General features: G+C 48.5%; 15 protein-coding genes. All 15 read left to right on the top strand.

The annotated features are described in order from the left end of the window. Window positions 1–568 (top strand): PilN domain-containing protein (locus A3750_RS08550; protein WP_197474966.1); only part of this gene is annotated, 568 nt, incomplete at its 5' end. After that, window positions 558–1,256, top strand: a complete 699-nt coding sequence (locus A3750_RS08555; protein WP_068452627.1) for a hypothetical protein — start codon at window positions 558–560, stop codon at window positions 1,254–1,256. The genes A3750_RS08550 and A3750_RS08555, both read left to right, overlap by 11 nt. Then, the gene (locus A3750_RS08560; protein WP_082863053.1) at window positions 1,249–1,605 is read left to right on the top strand and encodes a hypothetical protein; all 357 of its coding nucleotides are present in this window, start codon (window positions 1,249–1,251) and stop codon (window positions 1,603–1,605) included. Before A3750_RS08555 ends, A3750_RS08560 begins: the two co-directional genes overlap by 8 nt. A 92-nt stretch (window positions 1,606–1,697) precedes the next feature. Further along, on the top strand, window positions 1,698–3,371 hold the full coding sequence (gene mshL / locus A3750_RS08565) for a pilus (MSHA type) biogenesis protein MshL (RefSeq protein ID WP_156492250.1): 1,674 nt from the start codon (window positions 1,698–1,700) through the stop codon (window positions 3,369–3,371). Window positions 3,372–3,379: 8 nt separating this feature from the next. Further along, window positions 3,380–4,333 carry an ExeA family protein gene (locus A3750_RS08570; RefSeq protein ID WP_068452630.1) on the top strand — a complete coding sequence of 318 codons (954 nt, stop codon included), beginning with the start codon at window positions 3,380–3,382 and terminating at the stop codon, window positions 4,331–4,333. Beyond that, window positions 4,330–5,580, top strand: coding sequence for a hypothetical protein (locus tag A3750_RS08575; RefSeq protein ID WP_068452633.1), 1,251 nt, complete (start codon window positions 4,330–4,332; stop codon window positions 5,578–5,580). The genes A3750_RS08570 and A3750_RS08575 overlap by 4 nt, the downstream gene beginning before the upstream one ends. Before the next feature lie 40 nt (window positions 5,581–5,620). Beyond that, window positions 5,621–7,387, top strand: coding sequence for a GspE/PulE family protein (locus tag A3750_RS08580; RefSeq protein WP_068452636.1), 1,767 nt, complete (start codon window positions 5,621–5,623; stop codon window positions 7,385–7,387). Between the two features lie 2 nt (window positions 7,388–7,389). Beyond that, window positions 7,390–8,619 (top strand): type II secretion system F family protein, encoded by a 1,230-nt coding sequence (locus tag A3750_RS08585; protein ID WP_068466010.1) that lies wholly within the window; start codon window positions 7,390–7,392, stop codon window positions 8,617–8,619. 6 nt (window positions 8,620–8,625) lie between these two features. Then, window positions 8,626–9,120 (top strand): hypothetical protein, encoded by a 495-nt coding sequence (locus A3750_RS08590; protein WP_068457045.1) that lies wholly within the window; start codon window positions 8,626–8,628, stop codon window positions 9,118–9,120. Window positions 9,121–9,286: 166 nt separating this feature from the next. Further along, window positions 9,287–9,745 carry a prepilin-type N-terminal cleavage/methylation domain-containing protein gene (locus tag A3750_RS27195; RefSeq protein WP_068457048.1) on the top strand — a complete coding sequence of 153 codons (459 nt, stop codon included), beginning with the start codon at window positions 9,287–9,289 and terminating at the stop codon, window positions 9,743–9,745. Window positions 9,746–9,808: 63 nt separating this feature from the next. Next, the gene (locus A3750_RS08600) at window positions 9,809–10,300 is read left to right on the top strand and encodes a type II secretion system protein (RefSeq protein WP_068457052.1); all 492 of its coding nucleotides are present in this window, start codon (window positions 9,809–9,811) and stop codon (window positions 10,298–10,300) included. Continuing rightward, window positions 10,297–10,806: a prepilin-type N-terminal cleavage/methylation domain-containing protein gene (locus tag A3750_RS08605; protein ID WP_197466347.1), complete on the top strand. Its 510-nt coding sequence runs from the start codon at window positions 10,297–10,299 to the stop codon at window positions 10,804–10,806. The genes A3750_RS08600 and A3750_RS08605 overlap by 4 nt, the downstream gene beginning before the upstream one ends. Then, entirely contained in the window at window positions 10,806–11,618 is an 813-nt protein-coding gene (locus tag A3750_RS08610) for a prepilin-type N-terminal cleavage/methylation domain-containing protein (protein WP_068457056.1), read from the top strand. The genes A3750_RS08605 and A3750_RS08610 overlap by 1 nt, the downstream gene beginning before the upstream one ends. A 16-nt stretch (window positions 11,619–11,634) precedes the next feature. Then, window positions 11,635–12,045: a hypothetical protein gene (locus A3750_RS08615; RefSeq protein ID WP_082873140.1), complete on the top strand. Its 411-nt coding sequence runs from the start codon at window positions 11,635–11,637 to the stop codon at window positions 12,043–12,045. Further along, the coding region (locus tag A3750_RS08620) for a LamG-like jellyroll fold domain-containing protein (RefSeq protein ID WP_197474967.1) at window positions 12,045–13,184 on the top strand (1,140 nt) is incomplete at its 3' end. The genes A3750_RS08615 and A3750_RS08620, both read left to right, overlap by 1 nt.

Here is a 13,184-nt window from a genome sequence, read left to right on the forward strand (position 1 = left end):
AATTTCAGTTTGGCTTAGTTTTGAACAGGCTGATCTGGACGCGCAGCTTGAGAATACGCGACAGAGTCTTAGTATCCAACGAGACGCGAAAACGTCTCTAGAGGCCAAGGTTGCGATGTTGCGGCTGGATGACGCCCTGCTCAGGCAAAACAAACGGCTTAAACAACAGATTCAAGCCCGCAAAGCACTTTTAGAAACACTCGACTCGGTATCGGTACGTGATACTCAAGGTTTTTCATCGTACATGGTCGGTTTGGCGCGTCAGACTAATCAGCAGCTATGGTTGACGCGTATCAATGTCGCCGAATCGGGCGCAAGTATGGCTCTTGAGGGGGTCGCAGTGTCTGGTAAGCAGGTGCCCGCTTACCTTGAGCGTTTGAAACAGGAGCCTGTATTCGTAGGACGAAACTTTACCACCTTCGATTTGAAGCAAGACGAGAAAAATGCGTCTCGAATCCATTTCCAGTTGCAGGCGGTGCCGAAAGAAACTGTTGAGTTGATCGTATCGCAGCGTCGCGGGTTACCCGATGCTACCAAGTTGGTAGAGGAGTCGCGAAATGAACGATAAGTGGATGCTGTTGCAAGAAAAAGCGGAAGCCCTTTCGGTTCGCGAACGCGTGATCATTTTTGCCACTGGTCTTATCTTTATCATCATACTTTGGTTGCAATTGTTCTTTTCTTCATGGGAAGTAAAGCACGAAGCCGCAAATCAAAGTTTATTGCTGGCTGAATCTGACCTCGCCGAGCTAAAAGCCGATATTCATACTTTAGAAGCAAAGTTGCAGCAGAACCCGAATGATCCTCTACAGGCAGAGAACAACGAGCTAGAGGAGCACTTCAATGAGCTTGGTGAAGAAATTAGAGAGCAGCTTGCGCATCTGATGCCGCCATCCCAAATGGCGCAAACCATGCAGGAAGTTTTGGCAGATTATAAGGGATTGACTCTTGTCTCTGCACGTAACCTCCCTGTTGAGCGCCTTGCTCTTGGCTCTTCTGAGGACGAAGGGAATGGAGATGATGCTGAGTCATTGGACAGAGAGGATACCTCTGAGGCTGGCGCTGTAATTTACTCCCACGGTTTCCAAATGACCTTGGAGGGAGGTTACTTCCAGGCGTTGCAGTTCTTGCAAGGCCTCGAAGAAATGAAAGGCTTTTACTGGCATGCGCTGGATTATCAAGTAGAGGATTATCCCAAAGGAATACTCACGATAGAGCTAAATACTTTAAGCCTGGAAGAGGAGTGGATTGGTGTCTAAGACAAAACAACTAGCGCTTCTCTTGGTAGGATTTATCTGGGTCGCCTGCGCGCAGGCGAATTACAAGCTGCCAAGCGGTGAGGTGTTGCAAGATCCAACCAGACCGCTCGGATTGCCAAAGGCACAGGCGAAAGCGAAACCCGAGATTAGCTATCGTTTGAGTTACATACTGCGCGCTGAGAACCGTAATCTCGCGATCGTGAATGGTAAGAAAGTTGCGGTTGGTGACGTTGTTAGCGGGGCAAAAGTGGTAGCGATTAGTTCTGATAGCGTGACGCTATCCGTAAAAGGTAAAAAGCGGGTGTTGGCAATGAGAATGCCCAGCAAAGATATCAAGATTAATCGTTAGATTCTGATATCGGACAGTAACAGAAATGTATGGTTGCCGAATCTAGGGCGGTCCTACAACCAAGGTGTATACGAACATGGCAAGGTGTTTAAATGGGTGAGTTAAAGTTTTTTCGAGTTTTGGTCATGGCAGGGTGTAGCTTGCTTTCGGCATGTGCTCACCAGAACGCACTGATGCAGTCGCCCAGTGCAAACACAACGGCAGGTATAGATCAGATAAATGAAGATCTAGACCAGATCCTTGAAAAGCCCGAACCACCCGCGCTTTCGAATGACGTCCTTTCGGCTTTAACCCCGGGAATAGAAGATGGAAGTAGCTTGGCCGCTGAGCCTCGCTTTGATATCTCGGTTGACCGTGTTCCCGCGGCAGAGTTTTTTGCTGGCCTTGTCGCTGGCACTTCCGAAAACATGGTTGTGCACCCTGATGTTTCCGGCCTTATTAGTCTGAATCTAAAAAACGTTACCGTCGAAGAAGTTCTAGAGGTGACGAAAGAAATATACGGTTATGAATACGAACGCAAAGATCGTCTGACAAAAGTCTTTGCAACCGGCATGCGAACCCGCATTTTTCACATTGATTACCTTGATGTGGTGAGACGCGGCGGCTCCGAAACGAGTGTGAGTTCTGGACAAATTACGATGGGGCCGAGCAACAATACGGATAGTGATGATTCGTCTCTGGGTGGTAACTCCCAGTCTGGTCGAGCCTCACGAGGAACACAGATTAATACGCAAAGCGAGCATAGTTTTTGGAGCAATTTGCAGAACACCCTCCAGTTAATTATCGGCTCGAAAGAAGGGAACTCTGTTGTATTAACGCCAAGCGCGGGTGTGATTGTTGTTCGCGCTGACTCGGAATCGTTAACGGCTGTGGAAAATTATCTTCGCCGTGCTGAGCTGATCATGCGACGCCAGGTTATTCTAGAAGCTAAAATTCTAGAAGTTGAATTAAACCAGTCTTATCAACAGGGTATTGACTGGACCTTTGCCGAAGCTGGTGAATTTACAGCCGCAGGTGTTGCTAGAAGATCCATTGACGTTGGATTAGATGCACGCACGGTAGCAAATGCCGTTGCCGGAGGCGGAGGCGTTTTTTCTTCTACTGTACGTCTTGGTAACTTTACGACCACCATTGATTTATTAGGTACGCAAGGCAATGTTCAGGTTCTTTCTAGCCCGAGAATTTCGACGGTAAATAATCAAAAAGCAGTGATTAAAGTAGGGAAGGATGAGTACTTTGTTACCGATATCGACTTTGAGTCAAACAACGATACAAACTCTAATTCTACAGATATTGAGCTAACACCGTTCTTCTCTGGAATCGCGCTCGATGTTACTCCCCAAATTAGTGAAGACGGTAAAATTGTTTTGCATGTGCATCCGTCGATTAGCAGCGTGGAAGATCAACAGAAGATTATTTCTATTTCGGGCGAAGATATCGATCTACCTCTGGCTCTTTCGACTATTCGTGAGTCAGATAGTGTGATTACTGCGGAAAATGGCCAGATTGTGGTGATCGGTGGCCTGATACAGACAATTAGCTCAGATGAGAATTCGTCGGTACCGTTTTTGTCAGAGATTCCATTGCTAGGTGAATTATTCAAGCAAAAATCCGAGAAAGAAAACAAAACTGAGTTGGTCATTCTATTGCGACCAACTATTACGGACGATTCTGTTTATGAATCGGATATTCGTGAGAGTCGGGAACGGTTTGGAAAGTTTCGTGATCAAATGGGGCAAGCGCCGGAAACTAACTTTTATCAGTGAGGCTTGTTATGTACGAGGCATTCTTCGGTCTGCGTGAAGCGCCTTTTACGCTGACACCCAACACCCATTTTTTCATGAAATCTGAAACGCATCGGCAAGGTTTAGAGACCTTGCTTGTTGCGTTAAATAATAAAGAAGGCTTCATAAAGCTCACCGGAGAGGTAGGAACCGGAAAGACCTTGCTTTGCAGGAAGCTGCTCAATGCCTTGGACGAGCATTATGTAACAGCCTACGTGCCGAATCCGCATTGTTCTCCAGAAACACTCTACTGCATGATCGCGGATGAGCTTGGTATTGACTGCCATGACGCGGCAGAAAGCAGCGGTTCTGCGCGATCTTTTACAACTGAAAGAAGCGTGCTCGCGCTCAAGCATATTAATGAGAAGCTTCTCGAACTGACGGCTGTCGGCAAACAAGTTGTGTTAATTATCGATGAAGCGCAGTCCATGCCGATGGAAACAATAGAGGCTTTGCGCCTGCTCACGAACTTGGAAACAGAGTCTGAAAAGCTCCTGCAGGTGATTTTATTTGGTCAACCCGAGCTTGACGATATGTTGTCTCGTGAGGAGTTACGACAACTCCGTCAACGAATTACCTTCCAGCACAAGCTTCAGCCTCTGACGCGGAATGATGTCGAAAGCTATATTTCTCATCGTATGATTCTAGCGGGCTATTCTGGTGATCGCTTGTTTGACGAAGGTGCGGTAACTCAACTTTATCGCGCCTCTGGTGGCATACCACGATTACTAAATGTCCTTTGTCATAAAGCACTGATGGCAGCTTATGGCAAAGGCAGTTCCATGGTGAAAAGAGAGCATATGAAGGGCGCGATTCAAGATACAGAGAGCGTCTATCGGAAAAAGCGTTTTAAACTGCCATGGCAGGTCACGGCGTGGATTGTTACGGTCACAACGCTTGGCAGTCTGACTGGATACCTGCAAATGGGAGGTCTGCTGGGATGAGTGTTATCAATGAGATGCTTAGAGATCTTGATGCTCGGATGGCAAACGAAAGACAAGCACCTTCAGGCTTACCTCGTTCGCTCGTGGCTCCGAAGTCACCCATGTCTCGGTGGCGGCTACTCATTGCTGTTTTGATGCTTGTTGTGGTCGTTATGAGCGCATGGTTTTTGTTAAAGCCAAGCGATACTCTGCCAGAGGGAGTGATGACCGACGCTGCGGGTCAATCCACATCGGCTATTATGAGTGACGCTTCGATCTCCAATCTCGAAGAAGCAGAACGTGCGCCGGTAGCACCTATGGATTCTAAGGAAGCAGCGCAAACCAAAAACGTCGAATATGCAGAGAATGGCCGCAAGCAGGCAGAGGAGACCAGCTCCGCTCAAGGCAAGCCGGCTCAAACCCAGCCGGCTCAAGCTAAGTCAGAGCAAGAGAGAGCGTTAACCGTCGCGTCTTCGGAGCCCGCACAAATCAGTACAGTGCAAGAAAAACCCGAGTTGCCTACTCAAACGGCCATCGATGCGGTATCGGTTAAGAAGGAGGAGGCGCCTTCGTCACAATTGGCTTCCAAAAAGGCAATAAGCGTCCAACAGCCAAAGAAGGCAGAGCCGGTTAATCAAACCCTTGCACGCGCTGACGCTGAGACGTCCTCGAAATCCTCTTCGGCAGGTGTCGTTTTGACGCCCAAGGCACAAGATCAGGCGAATGCACTACAGGCTGCGGAAGCCCTAAAAACGGGCTACGACCAGAACACAATCGATTCACTCTATCGTTATATTGCTGAAAATGAAGTCGACAGTCTGAGCCGTGTGGTGCTTGCTCGTACATTGCTTTCCCGACAGCGTTTAGAAGAAACGGGTGCATTGCTTGCGGCTGTCGATGGGCGTTCGATTGTCGCCTTGAGGGAAGTTAAGGCGCGTTGGTTTGCGGCACAAGGTAAGTTAAGTGCGGCTCTAGACGTGCTGAATAGCGCGCGTCCACCAGTAAAAGAAAACCTAGAATATTTTGCGTTGATGGCCTCGTATTATCAGCAAGAGGGTCAGTTTGCTGAAGCCGTAGACACATACTCGTTGTTGCTTGAGCAAAATTCTGATATCGCTGACTGGTGGGTCGGTATGGCAATTGGCCTCGATCAGATGCAGCGATATAACGATGCTGTGCTGGCTTATCGACAGGCTTTGGCTCTGCCAAATCTGAAAAGCTCTCTAGCGAGTTTTTCCCAGTCGCGCTTGCAACAACTTACGTTGTAAGTGTTCTTTCCTAACCAACTAGGCTAAAGATTTTCACAGTATGAGTGAACCGAAGAAAAAAATCCGGATTGGCGATCTTTTGATCCAGAATGGCGTTATCACTGAAGAGCAGTTGATGACGGCTCTGGGTGAGCAAAAAAAGTCTGGAAGAAAGCTGGGCCAGACGCTCATTGATCTTGGATACGTCGATGAAGACAGTTTGCTTAATCTGCTTTCTCGTCAGCTTGAAATCCCCTTCGTCCAGCTCAAGCACTATCAGTTTAATCAAGAGTTGATCAAAAAACTTCCGGAGGCATTGGCGAGACGATTTCGGGCTATAGTCTTGGATGAGCAGCAGGGTAGCTTGCTCATTGGTATGGCTGATCCAATGGATCTAATGGCTCTGGATGAAATTTCTCAAAAAGTACAACAACCTACGCGTCATGCCGTGGTCCGTGAAAGTGAGCTGCTTAGCACGCTCGATATGGTGTATCGACGAACGGACGAAATTTCGAACCTCGCAGAGGAGTTAGATAGCGAGCTTTCCGACGATGCATTTGATCTTGCCGAGCTTACAGCGACAGGCGATGACTCTGATGCTCCGGTGGTGAAACTGCTGCAATCGATTTTCGAAGATGGCGTGATGGCGCGAGCATCGGATATCCATATCGAACCGGATGAGAATGTGGTGCGCATTCGGTTGCGAATTGATGGTGTTTTGCAAGAGCAGGAAATGAAGGAAACGCGGATTAATGCTGCGCTAGTTCTTCGCTTGAAATTGATGTCGGGACTGAATATCTCTGAAAAGCGCGTTCCGCAAGATGGGCGGTTTAATATTCGCGTCAAGAACCGGTCGATTGATGTACGGTTATCCACAATGCCTACCCAGTACGGCGAATCAGTCGTAATGCGTTTGCTAGATCAAACCGATGGAATGCTCGGTTTAGAGCATAGCGGGATGCCAGATCAGATACTCAAACGCTTTAAAGCTTCCATTACTCGACCGCATGGTTTGATTCTGGTAACGGGGCCAACCGGTAGTGGTAAAACAACGACATTGTATGGTGCGTTGCAGCGCTTGAACAAACCCGAAGTGAAGATTATTACCGCAGAAGACCCCGTAGAATATCGTTTGCCGCGCATTACACAGGTGCAGGTAAATCCTAAAGTGGGATTAACGTTTGCGTCCGTCTTGCGCGCGTGCTTGCGTCAAGACCCCGACGTCGTTCTCGTTGGCGAAATGCGAGATCAGGAAACAGCGGAAATTGGCTTACGCGCTGCGATGACAGGTCACTTGGTGATGTCTACGTTGCATACCAATGATGCGGTTAGTTCCGCTATGCGCTTGATCGATATGGGTGCAGAGCCCTACTTGGTTGCAAGTTCACTTCTGGGCGTTATGGCTCAGCGATTGGTACGGCGAGTTTGCGACAATTGCGGTACCGACTATGAGCCTTCGGCTCAAGAGCGCGTATGGTTGACCAATCTCGTCTCCGAGGAAGAGCCTATTCCTGAAGGGTTCAAACACGGTTCTGGCTGCTATCAGTGCAGTAATACCGGCTACAAGGGGCGTATCGGCATCTATGAATGGCTTGAGATGGATCAAGGGACTCTGAGCGCACTCCGTCGTGCTGACCCAGATGCGTTTGAAAAAGCTGCACGGGCGAATCCATACTTTAGGCCTTTGGAGCTATGTGCTTTGGATTACGCCAAGCAGGGGCTCACCAGCCTCGATGAAGTATTCCGTGTCTCGGCGACGCTTCACGATAGTGACCCAGAAGACGACGATCACTTTGAGCTAGATCTGGATATTGACGAGGTTTTCTAATCATGGCGACGTATAAATATCAGGGGCGCAATAGTAAGGGTGAGGCCGTTAACGGCCAACTCGTTGTGGCGTCGCAGAATGCGGCTGCCAATGAGCTAGCGCGTCAGGGTATTACGCCGATTAGAATTGTTGAGGAAGCTGAAAAAGCAGGAAAAGAACTCAGCATCAACTTTGATATTTTTCCTAAGAAAGTCACGCTTGATGAGTTGATAATCTTTTGTCGTCAGATGAATGCACTCGCTCGAGCAGGTATTCCCATCATTAGAGCGATGAAGGGCTTGGCTGAATCGACGCGCTCCGAGAAATTGAAAGAGACCTTGATGGATGTCGCCAGTAGGCTTGAGTCTGGTACCAATCTCGCGTCATCGATGCAGGCTCACCCAAAAGTATTCAGTGAATTGTTCATTAGTATGATTCATGTGGGTGAGAATACGGGTCAGCTCGAGGAGGCTTTTCATCAGCTTTCGGAAAACCTAGAGCTAGAGAGAGACACGCGTAAGCGCGTAAAGCAGGCGACACGCTACCCTACCATGGTATTGTCAGCGATTTTCATCGCGCTGTTTATTGTTAATATTTTTGTTATCCCTAAGTTTGCAAGTGTCTTTAAAAAGTTTGGCGCTGATTTGCCTCTACCCACCCAAATACTGGTGGCGACCTCTAACTTTTGTCTGGAGTATTGGTGGCTCATGATTGGTTTGGTGATAGCGGCGATCTTCAGCTTTCGTTATTGGGTGCGGACGGAAAAGGGAAAATATGAGTGGGACCGTCGAAAGTTAAATTTTCCAATCGTCGGCATTTTGTTTGAACAGATCACCTTGTCCAGGTTCACTCGCAATTTTGCCATGATGCTGAAAGCGGGAATGCCGATCACTCACGCGTTGGCGATCGCAGCTGAAGCGGCCGGAAATCACTATATTGCATCCCGAATTGTCGAAATGAAGAACTCGATAGAACGCGGCGATAGCTTGCTTCGTTCAGCGCGCAGTACTGAAGTCTTCACACCCTTGGTTTTGCAGATGATATCGGTAGGAGAAGAGACCGGATCGATTGATTCTCTCTTAGATCAGGTTGCGGATTTCTATGATGAGGAAGCCGATTACTCACTGAAGCGCTTAGCGGAGTCGATCGAGCCGATTTTGATCGTTGTCATGGGTGGCATTGTCTTAGTGTTGGCGTTGGGAGTTTTCTTACCGATCTGGGATCTAGGGTCGGCCGCAATGGGAAGGGGTTAAGCGACCATGAGCCGTTCTCCTCGTGCGTTTAGTGGACGCTTTTTGGCTTTTGCTGTTTCGCTAGGAATGGTCGGCGTTTTAATAATGGTGTTCTTGCCCAAGATTGATCGAGAAATGGATTCTCTAGAGCAAAAACGCTTCGATTACAGGCTTGCTGAAATCAAAACAGCTGTGCAATTCATGCAGCTTGAATTACAGGTAAAATCATCGCTCGCTAGTGCAAAAGAGCTCCGCGGCGCGAATCCAATGCGTTGGTTGAAAGGTCGAGTCGAGGAAACGCCACCACAGTATCTTGGAGAGCGGCCTATTGATCTGCTTAATGATCAGCCTGGAAACTGGATTTATGACCCAAAGCTGCGGGTGCTCGCGTATTTACCTAACTCCTCTATTGTTTATGAGGGGAGGCTTATTGAGCGCGATGAGCTTCTGTTTTTCCGAGTTGAAACCATTGAGGAAGGCAGCAAAGTTCAAGCCCTTTCGTTAGAATATATTGCGCATTGATATCCTATATCCGAAAAGCTGAATTGGGATAGATGCTTCTTTACAGAAAAGATACAAATTGGGTGCTTTTATGTGTGGCAACCAACTATTTAGACGCTATAGTTAACGTAACTTGTCACTTACCTAGCGTAAATTATTAAAGCTATTGCAACAGGAGCTACAGCAAATGCAACGTCAAGCCGGTTTTACTTTAATCGAATTGGTCATGGTCATCGTGATCTTGGGTATTCTCTCTGCCTTCGCGCTTCCTCGTTTTGCCGATTTGGGCTCAGAAGCAAGAACAGCCACAGTTCAGGCAGCTCTCGGTGCGGTGAAAGCTGCGTCTGCGATTGCGCATGCTGATGCATTGGTTTCCAATCAGAATACGGCAACAGGTTCTGTCACGCTTGATGGCGCAACAGTGAACTTGGTAAACGGATATCCTGCAGTTGATGACACCACAGCAGGAACCAATGACATTCTTACTGCGGCACAGATTACGTCAGACGACTTTACGATCACATCGACTGCGACCGCGGTGACAGTCGCAGCTGCGGGTGGCACCGGCACATGCCAGATCGTTTACACTGAGGCGACGGCTGTTGGAAACGCACCTGTGATCTCGATCGATACAAGCGGTTGCTAAGTCCTTATCTATTTTAAAAAAAGCGCCTCAGGGCGCTTTTTTGCGTAACAACGGGGCTTAACTATGCAAGCAAGGGGCAAGGTCAATCAGCATGGTTTCACCCTCATTGAGCTGGTGATGGTGATCGTCTTGATCGGACTTCTTAGTTACGGGGGCGTTAGCCTGTTCACAGCACGCTCTGAGTATTCTAACTTTGTCGCAAAAGATCTTCTTATCTCACAGGCTTTGCTAGCACAGCAAATTGCGCTTGGTAGCAGCGGTACTCCCAATCCGGTAAGTTTAACAATTGCCAATACGGGCGATGCGTGGCGTTTTGCTTTGCAAAAAGTCGGCGTCACTAATCCCGCGCCTGTTAATGTCGAATCGGACGGGAATAGCCTTCAGATAGACGGCGCAACACTCGGCTCTGGCAGCAGTCAAACATTTACTTGGACCAATGGCGCGGTTCTGAGTGACGGCAACAATCATGTTATCCGCTTTTCTGGCGAGACGAATTTTCTAGTCTGCTTGTCTTCCCAAGGCTATGCTTATGAAGGCAATGGGGGGTGTCCGTGAGTTTAAAGCGAGAGCAAGCCGGCGTTACCTTAATCGAGTTGATTATTTCTATTGTGGTTATTTCGATAGCCTTGGTCGCGGTTCTTAACTCATTTAGTTTTTCTGTATCACAAAGCGCCGACCCTCTTTGGCGAAATAAGTCTTTAAAGCTGGCGCAGCTTTATTTGGACGAGATTCTTGCTCGATCTTACGATGAAACGACTCCTGTTGGAGGCTTGCCCACGGTTGCTTCCCCATCCTGTTCCAGTTTGGGGCCAGAGAGCGGAGAAGATCGGGCGACGTATGATGATGTGGACGATTACAACGGTATTAACGAATCGCCTCCCGTTAGCCTGATTGGCGCGATCGATTCCTCTTACGACAATTATCGTGTTCAGGTGACTGTAAGCTGCGATGGTAGCTCAGTGGGCGCAAGTGGGAATGAGCATGCCAAGAAAATTGTGGTGCAGGTGACGCCGCCGGGAGAAGGAGATATTTTCTTTTCTGTGTACAAAGGTAACTTCTGATGCAGTTGGGTCGGATTGGCGTGCAAAGAGGGTTCACCCTCATTGAAATTATTGTCACTATCGTGATTATCGGCATTTTGGGAGTTGGGATTGTCAACTTTATAGGCCGATCAGTACAGGGGGTCGCTGATAGTGCCGACCGTCAGCACATTGCTTCCATTGCCTGGTTGCTGTCTGAAAAAGTCAGTCGAGGTGTTCGTGACGCTTTGCCGAATAGCTTTAGGGTTAACGCTGCAAGCGGCAGTGGTTCTTGTATTGAATACATTCCTACGGTTGGGGGGTCGGATTATTTGACAGTACCAACGGCCGGAGCAGCGGATAGCTTTGAGGTCGTGCCTTTTCCAAACTACACGGCGGGGGATGTTGATAGTGCGCGTGACCGCGTGGCCGTTTATCCAAATACCGTTTCTGGTTTATATTCTCTGGCGAGTCCTGGAACCATTAGCTCTCTCGTCAGTCAATTAACGGCGGGGGCAACTCCAAATGCCTTAGAACTCGAGTTGAGCGCAGCCCATCAGTTTCTTACAGACTCACCAACTCGAAGGTTTTACATCGTGCGACCTCCAGAAATGTTCTGTTTCGTTGGAGGCTTTTTAAACTATTACACCGGTTATGGCTTTCAGTCTAGCATTCCTGACCCTTCAGGCTTGACGCCACAAGTGGTTGCTAGCCAATTACGCGATGGTGCCTTTGCTTACTCCCCCGGAACACTTAGCCGTGCAGGTGTGGTGATTTTAAGTTTTGATGTGGTTGATGCGAGTGGTGCCGTGCAATCGATCGCGCAGGAAATACAGGTGAGAAATGTTCCTTAGGCTAAAAAGGCAAACAGTGCCTGCTCTGCGCTCGATGCAGCGCGGGATCGGTTTGCCAGCGACGGTATTTATTATTTCTATACTTGCACTGATTGTGGTGGCTCTTGGCGAATTGAATCAAACAGCGAGTTTGAGTTTTAGTCAGAGTTTCCAGTCGCAGCGGGCATTTTATGCTGCAGAGAGCGGAGCTCAGGTAGGGCTTAATAGAATTTTTGTTGGTAGCACAAGCTGCAATAACGCGTTGGCCGATATTGACTTCGACTCGTCAGGCTCGAATCTAGGGCTTGATGGCTGCACAGCAGATTTGTCCTGCAACCTGGTTGTAGTGGCCGGCATCAATTACTACACCTTAAGTAGCACTGCGATTTGTGGTAGTGGATTTGAACAGGCCGAACGCACGATTCAGGTCAGGGCGAGGAGTAATTGATGGCCTATTTTCTGAAGCGGAGCCTTATCTTATGGCTTTTATTTATACTCTCTAGCCCGGTACATGCCATTGTCGAGCAAGTACGAATCAGTAATAACAATGATGATGCAGAAGAGCGCCTGTCTAACGGCAACATGAATCGCGGCAGTAGTGATTTAGAAATGGCCTATGACGGTGGTAATGCGCAGTTAGTAGGGTTGCGCTTTCGCAGTGTTAATGTGCCTCAGGGAGCGACCATCAATTCGGCCTATATCGAGTTTGAGGTGGATGAAACCGACAGTGGTGCCACAAATCTAGAGATCTATGGGCAAGCTGCCGATAACGCCGGTGGCATCGGTAATAACCGCTCAAATTTGAGCAATCGAACACCGACTTCTGCTGTTGTGCCCTGGAGTCCTGCTCCTTGGACCAGTGTGAGTGATAAGGAGCAAACCGCGGATATTTCGCTCGTTATTCAGGAGATTGTTAATCGGGGTGGTTGGGCCGATGGTAACAGCCTGATGATTCTGATCCGTCCTGGATCGGGTTGTAATAGTTCTGCTTGCCAACGCACGGCGGAAGCTCGTAACGGCGAAAGTGCTAATGCTCCTCTGCTGGTGATTGATTACAGCATTGGCCCCGTAACGACACCGATTGCAGATATCGAATTCCGCATGGATGAGGATTCTTGGTCCGGTAATGCAGGGGACGTTTTGGATAGTTCCGGCAATGGCCTGGACGCTCAATCTCAAGGTGGCGCGCAGACGACAGATGATGCGCATTTGTGTCGAGCTGGTGAATTTGATGGTGTGGATGACTACATTGAAAGTGCAGATATTTATAGTCGCCTGCGTACGACCGCATCGATGAGTTTCTGGATCAAAACCACTCAAACCGGTAATAACACCGGCTGGCGCGCACCCGGCATAGCGGGTGTTGAGCAGGCAGGAGGTTCGGATGACATTTTTTGGGGGTGGTTAGATGCGAGCGGAAGAATTGGTCTATCCGTTGGAAACCAGTACTCAACCAAATCTACGGTCGCAATAAACGACGATGTATATCACCACGTTGTGTTGACGCGTGATTCGGGTTCTGGCGCCTATAAGATTTATATTGATGGCTCCTTGAACAGGAGCGGCACAGGTATTGCCGGAGTCATT

This window comes from Oleiphilus sp. HI0079 (assembly GCF_001635105.1).